This window comes from Desulfitobacterium chlororespirans DSM 11544 (assembly GCF_900143285.1).
Lineage (GTDB): Bacteria > Bacillota > Desulfitobacteriia > Desulfitobacteriales > Desulfitobacteriaceae > Desulfitobacterium > Desulfitobacterium chlororespirans.
This window is the reverse complement of the sequence record NZ_FRDN01000003.1, coordinates 64166-81681: the sequence shown is the minus strand read 5'-3', so window position 1 is coordinate 81681 and position 17516 is coordinate 64166. Positions and strand designations below refer to the sequence as shown.

The window sequence follows — 17516 nt, the reverse complement described above, 5'->3', positions numbered from 1 at the left end:
GGGCTTATTGTTACGAAAGGACCTTAAATGGCGTTGTATTGGAACATATTAAAAAGCACGATAATGGTTGAGCCATTGTCGTGCTTTTTAATATTCAGGAGACGGATGGAGTGGATGAGTGCCAATCAACGGTAAGTCATGGAGCATGGATTTTCTATTTTATAGACAAAGTTTCCATAGGAGACAGGTTTATTTATATAGATCTCACAAAAAAGTGGATAAAGCAGCCGTTTAAAAGCTGGCATGATATTTGCATTAAAAAGCGTGAGGGTAAAGAGCGTTATCGGGATGGAGGTTGTTTCAGCATAAGTTCTTCAGTAGAAAAGATTCTCAAAGTGGAGGAGGTGAGGCGGCAGCTCAAATCTATGTTCAAACCACACAAATGTGAAAGATAATTTATTCCCAATAGGTGAGGCATTTCATTTAGCAAATTTATGTCTTGAGGTCAGTTAAGAAAAAGGAGGAGGTACGAGTATGTGTTTTAGACCCCCTACAGTAAACAAGCCCATAAAATGTCCCTCTTGCGGAACATTGAATCCTTCCAATCTTAAACTATGCAAAAAGTGTCAAGAGGCGTTAGAAACTGAAGAAAAAAAGGAAAGCAAAGATGCAGAAAAGTAGAGCGGGCCAAGCTGTGGAAGGTACCCTGGGAGGTGAAGTCATGCCTAAGAAAGAGTTTGCATTACCCTATAAGTAAACCAAGGATACTGTGGTGAATGCCCCAAAGAAATGTCCGAATTGCAGAGCTTTGTGTGCATCAACCATGAAAGTCTGTACGAAATGCAAAACCGATCTGACTACGGAAGATTCCGGAGATAATTCTGCACAAGGATAGGAAAAGCAAGGAGGAAATTCAATGTTAAACAAAGATGTCAAAACAGTATATAAGGGAACAGGCCTTTGCTCTTTTGGCGTAGGCGCGAATCTTGCGGAGATTGACGTGAAAGACGGCAAGGTGGTTCGTACTCGTCCTGCCCGTTATGACAAAGCTTATGACTTGGCACAATTCCGCCCCTGGACGATCAAAGCCCGGGGCGGTGAATTCAAAGCCAGCAGAAAATCGGAAATTCCGCCTTTTGCCATCGGCTATAAGAAAAGGATCACATCCCCTAACCGCATTCTTTACCCTTTAAAAAGAGAAGATTGGGATCCCGATGGGGAAAGAAATCCGCAAAACAGGGGCAAAAGCAAATTCGTTCGTATCAGTTGGGATGAAGCAACCGATATCATCGCTTCAGAAATCCGCCGGATTGAGAAAGAATACGGTCTGGAATCCGTCTTGCTGCAATGCGATGGTCATGGCGAGACAAAGGTCGTCCATGCTGCTCATGGCTGCAATACCCGCTTGTTCAATCAACTGGGCGGATTCACCATGCAAGCTCGGCAACCTGACAGCTGGGAAGGATGGTATTGGGGAGCCAAACATGTTTGGGGTCAGGATCCCGTGGGTCAGGCCGACATGGGCAACCTGCTTTTGGATATTGCGGAAAACACTGATATGCTGGTTTTCTGGGGATGCGATATGGAAACCACTCCCTGGGGTTGGGGCGGCCAGCTCCCCAGCAGATATTGCAACTGGCTCAGTGATATCGGTGTCAAACAGATCTATATTTGCCCGGATGTGAATTACGGATGTGCCGCCCATAATGATAAGTGGATTCCTGTCTTTCCCAATACGGATGCTGCTCTGCATCTGGCTATTATGTATACCTGGCTTGTGGAAGACACTTGGAATAAGGAATACATCGAGACCCATGCCGTGGGTTTTGAATACCTTAGAAAATACATCCTGGGAGAAGACGAGGATAAAACGCCGAAGACTCCCAAGTGGGCGGAACCTATCTGCGGCGTTCCGGCCCGTACGATTAAAGCCTTGGCTCGTCAATGGGCAAAAACCAAAACTTCCATTGCTCATTGCAACGGCGGTTCACTGATTCGCTCCACTTATTCTCATGAACCGGCTCGCCTGGAAGTTTGCCTGATGGCTATGCAGGGCTTAGGGGAAAGGGGCCGTAATATTGTCAAGTTTATTGAATGGAACTTCTATGGTATGGATTCTCAAATGCCCGCCCCCCGTTCGGAGATTGTTCCGACACTCGATCCCGCTTATCGTGGTTTTAACTTTGTTCAGCCTGCTTCCTTTATTCCCAAAACCTTAATTCCCAAAGCCATCTTAGGGGACTACACAGATGAGAATTCCCTGAAATGGCACGGCTTCACTTTAGCCGGCTGGCCGCGCTGGGATCAGTTCATTGAATACCAATACCCCATACCCGGGGCTAAAGAACTGCATATGATCTGGACGGATACACCCTGCTGGACCACCTGCTGGAACGGCGGTAACTCTATGATCGAGGCTTTGCGCAGTGAAAAAATTCACACCGTGATTGCGCAACATCCCTGGTTGGAAAATGACTGCCTCTATGCCGACCTGATCCTGCCTATTAATACCAAGTATGAAGAAAATGATATCGGTGTCGATAATGTGGGCGGCAACTTCTGCACCTTATATATGGAAGATAAAGCTATTGAACCTCTGGGGGAATCCAAGTCCGATTGGGAAGCCGTTGGAGAAGTGGCCAAGAAACTGGGCGTTTACAATGCCTATGTGGAAGGAAAAACCGAAGAGGAATGGATCCGCTTTGGCTTTGAGAACTCCAATGTTCAGCATCTTATGTCTTTTGAAGAGTTCAAGGAAAAGGGCTATATCATCACACCAACCGCCGAGAACTGGGAAGAGAGTACCCGCGGCTTTGAAAACTTCTATAATGACCCAGAAGAATATGCCTTGAATACCCCCACCGGCAAATTGGAAATTTATTCTGAAGAACTGGCCAATAACTTCCCGGACGACGATGAGCGCGGACCCTATCCGAAATTTATTCCTTTTGGAGATAGACATCAGGAAAGCCGGCTCCATCCCCGCAGCGAAAAGTATCCCTATCTTATTGTTTCCAACCATCCCCGTTGGCGTGTTCATGCCAATATGGATGATGTGACCTGGTTCCGGGAAATCGAAACCTGTAAAGTGGTTGGACCCGATGGCTATCAGTATGAACCCGTTTGGATTAACCCCAAGGATGCAGAAAAGCTTGGAGTCAAGAGCGGTGATGTGGTGAAAGTCTTTAATGATCGCGGTTGGACCTTAGGTGGTGTCTATGTAACCGAGCGGATTATGCCGGAAGTCGTCTTACAGGACCATGGCGCAAGGCTTGACCCAATTGAGTCGGGGATCAGTGATCGCGGTGGTGTGAATAACCTGATTTGTCCTACTGAGACAACCTCCAAGAATGCTCCCGGGGAATGCACCAGCGGTTTTCTGGTTGGAATAGAGAAAGCCGATGTCTTTGCATTGGCCAAGCAATACCCTGAAGCCTTCAATCGCAAGTATGATCAAGGCATCGGAGTCAGCATTGAAAACTATGTCAAGCTGTAAGGAGGAGTTAAGATGAAAGTATTTGTTGTGGATGTGGCCAAATGCAACGGCTGCTATGGCTGTCAGGTGGCTTGTAAAGATGAGCATGTGGATAATGACTGGATGCCCTATGCCAAACCGCAGCCGGATACGGGCCATTTTTGGATGAAGTTGAAGGAAAAAACTCACGGCCAGGTTCCCAAGGTGAAGCTGGAATATACTCCCTATCCCTGTATGCATTGTGATGATGCCCCTTGTATGAAGAAAAGCGAGGCTTTCTATAAAAGAGAAGATGGATTGGTCATCCTTGATCCGGTCAAAGGGGAAGGCCAAAAGGACTTAGTTGAGGTCTGCCCTTACGGAGCTGTTTATTGGAACGATGTTTTAAATGTTGCTCAAAAATGTACAGGTTGTGCCCATTTGGTGAATGAGGGCGAACTTCCCCGCTGTGTGGACTTCTGCGCTACAGGAGCTCTGCAGTTTGGAGATGAAGAGGATTTTGCCGAGGAGATTGCGCAGTCAGAAACTATGGAGTCCGAATGGGGAACCCGCCCCAGAGTATATTATCTCAATTTACCCAAACTGTTTATTGGCGGGGAAGTCTGGGACCCGGAACAGGATGAGGTTATCAAAGGAGCTAAGTTGCTCTTAACCGGTACCGACGGTTTGACCAGGGAAGCTCATAGTGATGCCTTCGGGGACTTTTGGTTCCGTAAGGTAGAAGCTGGAACCTATAGCCTGAAGGTGGAAGCAAAAGGTTACCAAACTGTGACTAAGGATGGGATTGATCTCAAAGAAAGTTTGAATATTGGCGATATTCCCATGGAAAAATAGCAGTTAGGTTAACATTGCGGAGAGGCGGGGGGCGCCTTGCCCCTCCGGATGTATATATGATTCAGTGTAAGATAATAATTGAGCGATGTGTCACTATATTGCTGATTTTGTGTGTAAATCAAACAATGTTTATTTAATAATCCTATAAAGTTGCTAAAAGTCTTCAATAACTAAAAAACCGAACTTAATCCTCAAATAAAACTAAGAGAGAGGGATTAATAATGTCTAGAACAAAGGCTTGGTTTATGGCTATCATTACGATTCTAACTACAGTTATTTTTGCTGCGGGTCTATTCAAAGTCGCGGGGACCATGATGTTTATAGTAGGGGATTTAGGCATTAGTATGACCGCTGCAGGTATGCTTATGTCTGCCAACGGAATTGCAGCAACGATCATTTCCATCCCCGGCAGCGGGATCATGCAGAAGATCGGTCCCCGGCGAGTGATTCTCATAGCTTTGGGGGTTATTTTTGCCGGTAATGTGGCCGGTGCTTTAACTGCCAACTATGGCATGCTTTTAGCTACCCGCTTCATAGAAGGGGTTGGTTTTGGTCTGATGGGTATGGCAGCCCCTCCGATTATCAGCGCCTTGTTCCCTCCGGAGAAGCGTGGATTACCTATGGGAATATGGACCCTCTGGGTCTCTTTCGGATCCATGTTCATTCTCAATGTTTCCAACTATATAACGCCAAACTATGGATGGAGAGGAAACTGGTGGCTGGTTGCGGTTTTGGCTGCGGTCTTCTTTGTTATCTTTGCTTTGACGGTTAGGTTGCCTGAAGGGGATAAAGCTACCGAGCAAGCGGCTTTGGAAGACATAGCTAAACCCAAAGAATCTTTGAGCAAGGTTCTCATGACGCCTGGCCCCTGGTGCCTTGCTATCGGGTTCTTTGCCTTTTCTATCGCCAACGGCGCTTACGCTGCTTTCTATCCTGTGTATCTCCAAGATAGTTTGGGGATGGATCCTGCTGCTGCTAATAGTGTGAGCAGTATAGCCAATATTACCATGATTATCGGCGGTATTTTAACCGGCTTTGTGCTCACCAGGATCCCCAATAAAAAACACAGCGCTCTTTATCTGGGAGTATGGATTATTTTTACCCTTGTGTCAGTAGTTCAGTTCAATATGCCCGCTGTGGGAATGGTTATCCCCTTTATGATGATCTACGGTATCATCTGTCAGAGTATCCCTCCGATTCTCCTGAATCTCGCTCCGGAAGCTGCAGCGACTCCTGCCATGTTGCCCATCGCCATGGGGGTTATTATGTTTGGACAGAGCCTTGGCGGTATTCTGACCAATATCATCTGCGGACGGTTTGTTGATATTTTCGGCTCCTGGGGAGCCTTGGCGATCCCTATAGGAATCTGTTGTGCCATTGCGACCATTGCAGCGGGACTGATGATTCCCATCATGAAGAAGAAGTATGACACTGCACCTTCTGACCTAAGAAAGAATGTAGTAACCATAGAAAAATAAGCCGATAAGTACACAAGTGACCTTTCTGTGGCCTGTAGTCGCAGCCCACAAAAAGGCTTTCTTGCTTTTCCTGGCTTGGGGGGCTTTCTTCCAGTGAGATGCCCGATGGGCCTGAAAGGGATGAGATGTAGTATGAAGAAGAATCCATGGGTGGTTGCAATGTTTGTGATCCTGACCGGAGTCGTTTTTTCCATGGGTCAATTTAAAGTTCCTCCGACCATGACTATCATTATGGAGGATATGGGAGTGGGTTTGACCATGGGTGGGCTCCTAATGTCTGTGGTGGCTATTACGGCCATAGTATGTGCATTATTTGGCGGAATCCTGACGGTTAAGTTCCGCCCCAAAAAGCTGGGAATGTTTGCTCTGGGCTGTACATTCCTTGGCAACCTGATGGGCTTTTTTGCCAAGGGGATTGAATGCCTGCTTGTGGGCCGCCTTTTGGAAGGAGTGGGATTCGGCTTGATTACAGTATTAGCGCCTACGATTATTGCCGAATGGTTTCCTGGTGAAAAGAGAGGGCGGCCCATGGCTTTATGGACCATGTGGGCGCCTTGCGGCATATTGATTATTTTTAACGTGTCTAATATCATTATGGAGCATTTTACTTGGCGGGGTGTCTGGGGTTTCACGGCAATTCTCTTTGCGGTGATGCTGGTATTGTTTAAGATTTTTGTGGATGACCCCGAGGATGCCGGGATTGGGAAGGCATCAGTCAGTTTGGACAAAGAATGGCAGGCTATTTCCCTGGAGATCAAGTCCCCGGAGATCTGGATGCTTACGCTTGTTTTTACTATATTCGGACTGGGTTGTGCAGCCTATTCCACCTTTGCCCCCACCTTTTGCGTAGAGCATCTGGGCATGGAGCTGGCGGTTGTCAATGCGAAAACCAGCCTCATGACCTTTGGAATGGTGACCGGAGTTTTTTTTATGACGGCCATATTATCCTCTGTTAGGAATCTCAACCGTCTGCTGATCATTGTCACAGTTATTACCGGTATTTTTTTCTCCCTGTCTTTTTGCCTGAATGCCGAATGGCAGGTTATACCTTTTGTTTTAGTCAATGGCATTGTTTTGCAAATGATTCCACCGGTGGTTTTTGCCGTTGCTCCTGACGCAGCACGCAGTCCCCAAACTTTGGGAGTTGCTCTGGGAATAGCCACGGCAGGGGATCATTTAGGGGCTTTCGTCGGTACGGTGGTTTTAGGTGCTATTGTAGAAAGGTATGGCGGCAATTGGCTGGCAGCCGTTCCCGCCATGATACTTTTTGCCTTGATAGGGATCATTGGAGCAGTAAGTTTTTGGTATCTGATGAAAAGGCGCCGGAAAAATATCCGGACCACTGCCGCTTTTGCTCAGCTATTTGTCCACTGATACTATGAAAAAATCGATGCAGGTAGTGAGAATTATCTTAAGCTAAGCGTGACATAATCCAGAATCCGCTTGAGAGCTTCGCAGCTGTCAAGCGGATTTGTTGGCATATCAGAAAGCATAAGTCTGCAGGCGTGAATTTAGGCTTAATTATGCTAAAGAATAGTAGTTAGTGTTATAATTAACAAGGCGACCGTATTAACTAATGAATCCCAGGCAAAGTTGTTTTTGACAGCCCAAATCTTCAGTAATGCAAGAGGTGATGATGTTGTGGACATCAATGTAGAACTTCCCGTCGAAGCCCTGCCTTTAAAGCTTGGATTAAACGAAGATGCCCAGGTGGACTTTAGTATCTGGGGAAAGGTTAAAGCGGCTAAACTAAGATATTTAGAGCAAAACGAAGATCCTAGAAAATCACCTTACGTCCCTATTGAAGTCGCTGAATCTTGGATACGATCGAAAAACTATGGTGTGGACCCTTATAAGCCAGCTCAGGCCCATCAATTGTCATCGAAAGAAAAGAAAGTTTTGGCGGAGAGAAAAGAGATGTTGATCCAAACGGCAGTTCCTTTAATGAAGAAATACTTAAGCCTGTTATCTGCTTCGGGCTATACCATGCTGTTGACCGATGAACGCGGAGTCATTCTGTTCATTGAAGGAGATAAGGAAAAGGTTCCTGAAGAGGAGTTTGGAACTATCGTTAGTGAAAATGTAACAGGAACCAACGCCCATACCTTATGTGCTATCCTCCGCAAGCCCGTCCAATTCATTGGTCCTTACAATTATTGCATTCATTTAGATGAGAATATCGTATCATCGACACCGATTTTTGATCAATATGGTGATCTGATTGGAACGCTTACCATATATCAGTTGTTTGCTGAGAAAGATATCTATAATATGCAAGCTCATTCTCTGGGCTGGATCACATCTATGGCCTTTGCTATTGAAAACCAGCTTAAGTTAAAGCAGGCTAATGAAGAGTTAAGTTTGAGCAATGGCACCTTAGAGGCGACTCTAGCCGTCGTTGAAGGGGGATTAATCACCCTGGATAAGCGCGGAATGACTGCGCATATCAGTGATGAGAGCTGCAGGATACTTAGTATTACCCAGGAAGAGGCTTTAGGGGAACACTTCACAAAGTATCTGCAAAACGATAAAATTACGGGAATACTTAAAGACGGTAAAGCTGTCAGCAATCATGAAATTATCATAGATAATGGAGAAGCGGAAAAGCAATATGTGATGTCTATTTACCCTATTGTTCCTCAAGACACATGCAATGTTAATGATAAGCTGAATGGTATTGTCATTCATCTCTCCAGGATCGAAAATCTTAAGAAACTCGTCAACGATTGGCGCGGAGCCAGTGCAACATATTCTTTTGAGGATATCCAGGGAAAGGATCCGCTGTTCCTGAAAACTGTAGGAATTGCCAGGCAGTATTCGAAGCTTTACGCCAATGTCCTGATTCATGGAGAAAGCGGGACAGGAAAAGAGTTATTTGCTCAGGCGATTCATAATGCCTCATGCCCCGAAGGTCCTTTTATTTCAATTAACTGTTCCGCTATGCCGCGAAACCTCATTGAAAGCGAACTATTCGGTTATGAGGGCGGGGCTTTTACCGGTGCGGAACGAAAAGGCCGTCCCGGTCTGATTGAACTGGCTAATGGAGGCACCCTCTTTTTAGATGAAATCGGAGATATGCCCTTGGAGATTCAGCCTGTCTTGCTGCGGGTTCTGGAAGAGAAGAAAGTGATGAGGGTGGGAGGTAAAAAATATATACCAGTTAGCTTCCGGGTTATTTCCGCCAGTAATAAAAATCTGAATATCATGGTTCAGGAAAAAACATTCAGAGAGGATCTGTATTACCGCCTGGCAGTATTTAAACTACAGATTCCTCCCTTAAGAAAGCGCCCGGATGACATTATTGGCCTTGCTCAGTTTTTCATAAAGGGCACAAGTCAAAAAGTCGGGCGAAAAATGCCGGTGCTGAGCAAAGCAGCTCAAAAAAAAATTCAAGAATATGCCTGGCCGGGAAATGTGCGGCAACTGGAAAATTCTATGGTATATGCAGTGAGCTTAACCCAGAGTAATGTTATCGAGGTCGATGACTTGCCAGACGATATTACGAACCCCATAACCCCAGAGAATTCAAGGCTGTTCTGTTCAGTTATGTCTTTAAGGGAAATGGAAATCACGGCCATCAAAAATGCCCTGGAACAAACCAATCAGAATATCGCCAATGCGGCAAATATTCTGGGACTGGGTAAGTCAACGCTTTATAAGAAGCTTAAGGAATATCATTTAGAGTATTAGTTTCGTCCATCGTTTTCCTTCTGGTGTTTGATGGTGACGGCCATAGTGGTGGCAATGAGAATCAGAAGGGTTCCTACTACTTGCATTGAGGTCAGAACTTCACCCAGCAGCAGATAGGCCAAAATCAATGCGAAAGGAATTTCGATTATGCTGATCAGGGTACCAACCAATGAACCGATTTTCTGCACTCCCTTTAGAAAGAGAACCACTGGCAGGATTGTACCCAGGAAGGCCATGGCGAAGCCTAAGAATAACTGATACGGTGTGATGGAAAGCAAGGCAGAAAGATTATACGGAAAAATAAGGGCCGAAATCACCAGACCCATTAAGGAAATCGTGAAGGTAATGGTCCAAATCCCATCTGTTTTTACTACTCTCTGCCCCAATAGAGCATAAATTCCGTAGACAACAGCTGACAAAACCGACAGAATAAGTCCCAGAGGAGATAAAGCCGTGCTGCTTTCAATACACAGCCCGGAAATAAAAAATAGACCAAGCAGTGCCAGAATCAGCCCAGCGATCTGTGCGGCACCGATCTTTTCGTGATAAAAGATAACGGCCAGGACAGCTACCAGTGCCGGGTGCGTGAACAGAATAACAGTTGCCAGACCAGCCGATAGGTATTTAACCGCCAGAAAAAATGTGATGGCGGTAGCCACAAAAAAGATTCCCTGAAAAAGTACCGCCCGGGAAAACGTCAGTAAAGGCTCTTTGCGGGTGATTAAAAGAAAAAGCCCCAACAAAATGACAGTGGCAAAGAGCCGAAGCACTATGACCAAACTCATCTCTATGCCGGTATTATAAATGAACTTTCCCAGGATACCCAGGGTGGAATAAAAAACAGCCGATAAAATAATGAGAAGATACCCTTGGTTGCGATCGGACAAGTGCTAACCCCTTTCATGTTGAACAAACTGTTTGGGAATTTTATCACGTTGATGATAACATAACCAGGCGGAAGAATCTATAACATGCATGTACATCCCACGAGTCAAAATGGGATTAAAATGTTTCAGATTCGGTCAATAGAAAAGGCCGTTGTTCACTAAACCCTAACATTTAGTGAACAACGGCCTCTTTGAGGCAAGGCAACGAATCTGGAGTGTTACAGCTTCGTCCCACATTGAGAACAATAGCTGGCACCTTCCCGCACCTTTTTGCCACAGGTAGGGCAGAAGTTTACAGGTTCCGTCTCCTGTTCTCCGGAAGAAGTGCCTCCATAGGAAGGTGCAGAAGGGGAATGATAGGGAGGTTCAGGTGTTGAATAGGGACTTTCCGGTAGGGTATAGAGGGGAGTTGCCGATGAAGAGCCATAAGGATCCCTCGAAACAGATTCGGAAGCAGCCTTCCGGGGGACATGGGATGAGTCTGCCGGAGAAGAGGGCTCAGCAGGGGTATCTGCCTTTGTGTCATGTCTTTCCTGCTCCGAACTGGGAGCATAAATATTCCCGATCGGAAGAGGCGGCTCTTCTTCAAGAGTCAATACCCAGACAATAGGCAGAACCGTTAGGAAGGGAGTAGTAAGCAAAGAGAGGATGAGACCAATGTCGGGAGAGCTGCGATAGATGGCATTGACTAACAGCTGGATAGCCAATAGGGTGAAAAATGCTCCCCATAAGGGGCCCATATGGCGGCGGTAGAAGTGCCAACTCTCTTTAAAAGCTTGCCCAAAAGCAAAGCTGTCATGATTCAACATATAGTAGGGAGCCGAGGAGACCCACGGAGCCACAAAGAGGCCTACGGCCATAAGAACAAGAATATAAATCAAGCCAAACATGGCCAGGGAATAAGGGGACTCAAACCTCATTGCTAAGAGGATTCCCACACCGATCACAATACTGCTGATCAAAGTAACTATGGCATACCAGCCCAAGACCCGCGGCAGCCCCTTCAGCTTAATGTCCCGAAACTGTGCTTTTTCAGTGTAAGCTTTTTTGGTAAGGTGAAAAATTCCTGTAAAGAAAACACTGCCTATCAGTATGCTCAATACCATAAGAATGGCTATGCCGCCTAATAATCCCGGCAGCATGCTCATAAAAGGTGCTAATTCTTCCCAGCCAAAAGAATAGCCCAGGGACGGATCGTATTCATATCCCGGGGGAACTGGGATATTGGGATTCATATAGGGTGCCGGGGAAAAGGATGGGTTGAAGCCATTCATATCGAAAAAGGGCAAAAAGGTTGCACTAAGGGAAATAACGGTGATAATGAACTCTACTAAGGCCAAAAGAATAAAAAAGCCGAAGAGAGGGAGAGCCATTCTCTTGAAAGTTTCAATGGTTTTTTTCATGCGGTCGGTCCAGGTCACTATGTATCCCACCTTTCAGTTCTATAATAATATTACATGGGGGATCACCTTTTGAATAGTCATTTTCGAAACTTTAGATTACCTTATGTGATTCGGAATCTCCTTATACTGAGATAAAGAAGCTGGAAAAATTTAAGCTGGTAGAAATTAAATTAAAAATAAAGCAAAAAGAAGATTGTATTGTTATGCATTAATTAGTATAATAATTCATATTAAAATAAGAACAAATTCTTCTGGAAAGGGAGATGCATATGCCGGTTCTCCATAAAGAGCACTTTACAGGTCGGGATTTTATCTGTCTTCAGGATTTTACACCTGATGAGATTCTTCATATGCTCAAGGTCGCTAAAGAGCTGAAAGAGGAGAAAAAAGGGGGAACCTCTCATTCCATCCTCCAAGGTAAGACGTTGGCCATGATTTTCACCAAATCGTCCACACGGACCCGGGTTGCGTTCGAAGCCGGCATGCTTCAGTTGGGAGGGCATGCTTTATTTTTGAGCAACCGGGATATTCAAATTGGACGTGGGGAACCTATAAAAGATACCGCTCGTGTCTTATCCCGGATGGTGGATGGAATTATGATCAGAACCCATAGCCATCAGGATATAATTGAGCTGGCTAAGTATGCTGATATTCCCGTCATCAATGGGTTAAGTGATTTTCTTCATCCTACCCAAGTGCTGGCGGATCTGCTGACTATTCAGGAACACAAGCACCGTCTGGAAGGTTTAAAGCTGACCTATATCGGAGATGGGAACAATATGGCCCACTCTCTGATGTTTGCCGGTAAAATGGGAATGCATGTGGTCATAGCCTCTCCTGCCGGATATAAGCCCGATGCCCAAGTGGTGGCTCAGGCACAGGCACAGGCTAAGCAATACGGCGGCTTGGTGGAATGGATGGAGGAGCCTCTTGCGGCAGCCGAGGAAGCCGATGTGCTCTACACCGATGTCTGGGCCAGCATGGGGCAGGAAGAAGAGGCCGCAATCCGTATGAAAGCCTTCCAAAGCTACCGGATCGACAGGGAGACCATGGAGAGGGCTCAATCCAATGCCATTGTCATGCATTGTCTTCCAGCTCACCGGGGAGAAGAGATCACGGAAGAGGTTCTTGAAGGACCTCAATCAGTAGTCTTTGATGAGGCTGAAAACCGGCTCCACGCTCATAAAGCAATCATGGCTTTATTGATGTAAGAGGCAGGAATTTTGGGTTTTATCAAGAAATTAATAGAGTTAAAGTTTAAAGTGACTTCAGTCAGTCCTTTGTGAAGGGGCTATTTTAGTTCATCTGCTAAACTATAGATGATATGTTAAGAAAGGAAGTTATCCCTATGAAAAAGGTAGTGCTTGCGTATTCCGGAGGATTGGATACCTCGATCATCATCCCTTGGCTGAAAGAGAATTATGGCTATGAAGTCATTGCCATGGCCGCTGACCTGGGACAAGGAGAAGAGCTGGAGCCCCTCCACGAAAAAGCGATTAAGAGCGGAGCCAGTAAATTATATATCGAAGATCTGCAAGAAGAATTCGTTACGGAGTTTATCTACCCCACCCTAAAAGCCGGAGCTGTCTATGAAGGCAAATATCTTCTGGGGACCTCCTTTGCCCGTCCCCTGATTGCCCAGCGTTTGGTGGAGATTGCGGCAAAAGAGGGAGCTGTGGCCATTGCTCACGGTGCCACGGGAAAAGGAAACGATCAGGTTCGCTTTGAGCTGGCTGTCAAAGCCTTAAATCCTGATCTGGAGATTATAGCTCCTTGGCGGATCTGGGATATCAAATCCCGGGAAGATGCCATCGACTATGCTGTTGAGAGGGGAATTCCTGTCCCTGTAACGAAAGATCGTCCTTACAGTATGGACCGCAATGTCTGGCATCTCAGCCATGAAGGAGGCGACTTGGAAGATCCCTGGAATGAGCCTAAAAAGGATCTTTATCTCCTTGGGGTTTCACCGGAAGATGCTCCCGACAAAGCCGAGTACCTGGAACTGGATTTTGAACAAGGTATTCCTGTTTCTTTAAACGGAGAAAAGTTAGGTCCTGTTCAGCTTTTGGAGACTCTCAATGAGGTTGGCGGCAAACACGGCATTGGCATTGTGGACATGGTGGAAAACCGCTTAGTAGGAATGAAATCCCGGGGGGTTTATGAGACTCCCGGTGGTACCATTCTCTATACAGCTCATCAAGCCCTGGAACATTTGACCTTGGATCGTTTGACCCTTCATTATAAGGAGCAAATCGCCCTGAAATACGCTGAATTGGTTTATGACGGCGTTTGGCATTCTCCTTTGCGGGAAGCCCTGGATGCCTTTGTGGATGTTACCCAGAAAAATGTCACCGGAACGGTACGTTTGAAGCTCTATAAAGGCAATTGCAGCTTAGCCGGTGCGAAATCCCCCTACTCCCTCTATAGTGAAGAATTTGCTACCTTCGGACGGGACGGGGTCTATAACCAAAAGGATGCTGAAGGTTTCATCAATCTCTTCGGTCTTCCTCTTAAAGTAAGAGCGTTAATGGAAAAGAAATCAGGGTTGAGATAGAGTAAGTTGGCTTATCCACTGTGTGGATAAGCAGATAAGAGAGATAAAGCGCCCTCGGGGCGCTTTCTTTACATGAAAGGATGGAGCATAGATGAAACTTTGGGGTGGTCGTTTTGAAAAATCAACGGATGCCTTAGTGGAGGATTTTCATTCCTCAATCTCTTTTGACCAGCGGTTGTACAAGCAGGATATTCAAGGGAGCATCGCCCATGCGCGGATGCTGGGAGAGATCGGGGTCCTGACCCCGGCAGAAGCACAGCAAATCATTGAAGGCCTTAAAGGCATTTTAACAGACATTCGGGAGGGAAAAATTCAATTCGAGATCGGGGCCGAAGACATCCATATGAATGTAGAGAAGCTGCTCACGGAGCGGGTAGGGACCGTAGGGAAGAAAGTTCATACGGGACGCAGCCGCAATGATCAGGTAGCCCTGGATCTGCGTCTGTTTCTTCGGGAAGAAATTGACCATACCCAGGAGCTGCTGATTACTCTTCTACGGACCGTTTTGAACCTTGCCAAAGAGCATCAGGAGACCTATATGCCGGGCTATACCCACCTGCAAAAGGCCCAACCTATTTCCTTTGCCCACCATATGATGGCCTATGCGCAAATGTTTCTCCGGGACTTAGGCCGGCTAAAGGATACTCGCAAGCGGCTTAATGTATCCCCCTTAGGCTCCGGAGCTTTAGCGGGAACCACTTTCCCCTTAGAGCGGGAGATGGTGGCCCAAGAGCTGGGGTTTGACGGCATCACCTGGAATTCTCTTGATGGGGTGAGTGATCGGGATTTTGCATTGGAATTCCTCAGTGCGGCTTCCATCTTAATGATGCATCTCAGCCGTCTTTGCGAGGAATTGGTTCTTTGGTCCACGGGAGAGTTTCAATTTGTCATTATGGATGACGGTTACTCCACCGGCTCCAGCATTATGCCCCAAAAAAAGAACCCCGATGTGGCCGAATTAGTCCGCGGAAAGACGGGCCGTGTCTATGGTGATCTGATAGCTTTGCTTACCGTAATGAAAGGGCTTCCTTTAGCTTATAATAAGGACATGCAGGAAGATAAGGAGCAGGTTTTTGATGCAGTGGATACTATCCAGAAATCTCTCCTTGTGGTAGAGCCCATGCTCCGCACTATGAAGGTCAATAAAAAGGCTATGGCTGAAGGTGCCAAGGGTGGCTTCACCAATGCCACGGATTTAGCGGATTATCTGGCCAAGAAAAATGTTCCCTTCAGAGAAGCCCATGAAATCGTGGGCAAGCTGGTCCTTTACTGTTCTAAACGGGGCTGTGGCCTGGAAGATCTCACTTTAAAGGAGTTCCAGGAGCATTCAGACGTATTTGCTGAAGATCTTTTTGAAAGCATCGGCATTGAGTACTGTGTCCGTCAACGCCATATTCCCGGCGGTCCTTCTCCCGAAAGCGTGGCTCAAGCTATTCTCTGGACGGAGCATATTTTGGAACAATTTACAGGTGGATAATGTGGATAAGTGGAAAAACCTGTGGATAAGCTTGAAAGGTACCCGTACGGGGTATGAATTAAAAGCAAGATATCCCGAGAATCAAGGGGCGCAAGCTTATTTGTAAAGAAAACTTTAAAAAACTCTGTGCATAGTGTGGATAACTTTGTGGATAACTACAGAATAAGTCACAGGTTCACGGGGATAAATTGGGATAGATTCTTCCTTTGTGGGGATAAAATGAGAACAAATGTGTGTAAATATGTCCTACCAGGAAAGAGGAGGGCTGCTTAAGTGCAGGATGTTGCTCTGTTAACTGATTTATATCAACTCACGATGATGCAAGGCTATTACCAAAATGGCTATGAAAATAAGGAGGCGGTCTTTGATCTTTATTTTCGCAAAATCCCCAGTGGGGGCGGTTATGCTATAGCTGCGGGCCTGGAGCAGGTCGTGGAGTATATTGAAAACTTGCGGTTTTCTTCAGAGGATATGGCTTATCTCAAGGGATTAAACATATTCGATCAGGGGTTTCTTAATCTATTGAAGGATTTCCGATTCCATGGCGATATAGATGCCGTTCCTGAGGGGACTGTAGTTTTTCCCTATGAACCTCTGGTGCGGGTGAAAGCCCGGATCTTTGAAGCTCAGCTCATCGAGACAGCGCTCCTTAATATAATAAACTTTGAGACGCTCATCGCCACGAAAGCCTCCCGGGTAGCAGCTGCTGCCGGTGGAGGAAGTGTCATGGAATTTGGTTTAAGACGGGCCCAGGGACCTGATGCCGGGATATTGGGCTCGCGAGCGGCTTTTATCGGAGGGTGTCAGTTTACTTCCAATGTGTTGGCTGGAAAACGCTATGGCATCCCCCTGTCTGGAACTCAAGCCCATAGTTGGATTCAGTGCTTCCCTGATGAGCTGGAAGCCTTCCGGGCCTATGCCAGAACCTTCCCGGATCAATGTCTGCTTTTAGTGGATACTTATAATGTACTTAAATCCGGAGTCCCCAACGCCATCAAGGTAGGGCTGGAGCTGGAAGCGGAGGGACATCGCTTTTTAGGTATCCGCATTGATAGCGGTGATTTAACTTATCTTTCCCGGGAAGCCCGCAGAATGCTGGATGAAGCAGGTCTTGAACATGCACGAATTGTGGCCTCCAATGATTTGGATGAGCATACCATCTCAGCTATTCGCGCTCAAGGGGCGGCTATCGATTCCTGGGGGGTAGGTACTCACTTAATTACCTCCAAGGATACCCCGGCTTTAGGTGGAGTCTATAAGCTCTCTGCCGAAGGCCAGAATGGGATCTTTGAGCCCCGCCTTAAAGTCTCGGAGAATATCTCCAAGATAACCAACCCTGGCATTAAGAAGCTCGTGCGCTTTTACGATCGGCGCGGAAAGGCCATGGCGGATTTGATTGCCTTAGAAGATGAGCATTTTGAAGAACCCTTAACCATCTTCGACCCTATTGAGACATGGAAGCGCAAGACCCTTACTGATTTTAAGACCCGGGAGCTCCTGAGGCCGGTTTTCCGGGGGGGCAGACAAGTCTATGAACTGCCCCATCTCAAAGATATCCAGACTTACGCCCGGCATGAATGTGAGACCTTATGGGATGAAGTGAAACGTCTGGTTAACCCCCACCGTTATATCGTGGACTTATCGCCGAAGCTCTTCGAGCTAAGGCAGTCCCTGCTCCTGGAAATCAGCACTAAGATAGAGGAAGAGCAGACTAAAAGATTATCCAGATGAGTTGTTAAAAAAGCGGTTCATAGTGAACCGCTTCAAGGAGTAAATTA

Annotated in this window: 12 protein-coding genes; 10 read left to right on the top strand and 2 right to left on the bottom strand. The window is 46.4% G+C overall.

The window, feature by feature from the left end; translation table 11 throughout:
- The first annotated feature begins 110 nt into the window (after positions 1-110).
- From BUA14_RS00385 to BUA14_RS00355, 6 genes are all read left to right on the top strand, one after another.
- On the top strand, positions 111-395 hold the full coding sequence (locus tag BUA14_RS00385; protein ID WP_242954501.1) for a hypothetical protein: 285 nt from the start codon (positions 111-113) through the stop codon (positions 393-395).
- Positions 396-856: 461 nt separating this feature from the next.
- A complete protein-coding gene (locus BUA14_RS00375) occupies positions 857-3436 on the top strand; it encodes a molybdopterin-dependent oxidoreductase (protein WP_072770768.1) in 2580 nt (859 codons plus the stop codon).
- A 12-nt stretch (positions 3437-3448) separates the two neighbouring features.
- Positions 3449-4249 carry a 4Fe-4S dicluster domain-containing protein gene (locus BUA14_RS00370; protein WP_072770767.1) on the top strand — a complete coding sequence of 267 codons (801 nt, stop codon included), beginning with the start codon at positions 3449-3451 and terminating at the stop codon, positions 4247-4249.
- Positions 4250-4470: 221 nt separating this feature from the next.
- Positions 4471-5727 (top strand): MFS transporter, encoded by a 1257-nt coding sequence (locus tag BUA14_RS00365; protein ID WP_072770766.1) that lies wholly within the window; start codon positions 4471-4473, stop codon positions 5725-5727.
- 132 nt (positions 5728-5859) lie between these two features.
- On the top strand, positions 5860-7101 hold the full coding sequence (locus BUA14_RS00360) for an MFS transporter (RefSeq protein ID WP_072770765.1): 1242 nt from the start codon (positions 5860-5862) through the stop codon (positions 7099-7101).
- A 267-nt stretch (positions 7102-7368) separates the two neighbouring features.
- A complete protein-coding gene (locus BUA14_RS00355; RefSeq protein WP_072770764.1) occupies positions 7369-9417 on the top strand; it encodes a sigma 54-interacting transcriptional regulator in 2049 nt (682 codons plus the stop codon).
- Here BUA14_RS00355 and BUA14_RS00350 read toward each other — a convergent pair.
- Both BUA14_RS00350 and BUA14_RS00345 read right to left on the bottom strand, forming a co-directional pair.
- Complete coding sequence (locus BUA14_RS00350; RefSeq protein ID WP_072770763.1) at positions 9414-10304, bottom strand: DMT family transporter; 891 nt, start codon at positions 10302-10304, stop codon at positions 9414-9416. The genes BUA14_RS00355 and BUA14_RS00350 overlap by 4 nt on opposite strands.
- Before the next feature lie 218 nt (positions 10305-10522).
- Positions 10523-11737, bottom strand: a complete 1215-nt coding sequence (locus tag BUA14_RS00345) for a zinc-ribbon domain-containing protein (protein WP_084078286.1) — start codon at positions 11735-11737, stop codon at positions 10523-10525.
- Positions 11738-11970: 233 nt separating this feature from the next.
- Here BUA14_RS00345 and argF point away from each other — a divergent pair, with 233 nt between their 5' ends.
- The 4 genes from argF to BUA14_RS00325 all read left to right on the top strand — a co-directional run bounded on the left by argF (position 11971) and on the right by BUA14_RS00325 (position 17469).
- Positions 11971-12918, top strand: coding sequence for an ornithine carbamoyltransferase (argF, locus tag BUA14_RS00340; protein ID WP_143153401.1), 948 nt, complete (start codon positions 11971-11973; stop codon positions 12916-12918).
- A 113-nt stretch (positions 12919-13031) separates the two neighbouring features.
- Positions 13032-14261 (top strand): argininosuccinate synthase, encoded by a 1230-nt coding sequence (locus BUA14_RS00335; protein ID WP_178371576.1) that lies wholly within the window; start codon positions 13032-13034, stop codon positions 14259-14261.
- Positions 14262-14352: 91 nt separating this feature from the next.
- On the top strand, positions 14353-15738 hold the full coding sequence (gene argH / locus BUA14_RS00330) for an argininosuccinate lyase (RefSeq protein WP_072770759.1): 1386 nt from the start codon (positions 14353-14355) through the stop codon (positions 15736-15738).
- Positions 15739-16011: 273 nt separating this feature from the next.
- Entirely contained in the window at positions 16012-17469 is a 1458-nt protein-coding gene (locus BUA14_RS00325) for a nicotinate phosphoribosyltransferase (protein ID WP_072770758.1), read from the top strand.
- Positions 17470-17516 lie beyond the last annotated feature (47 nt).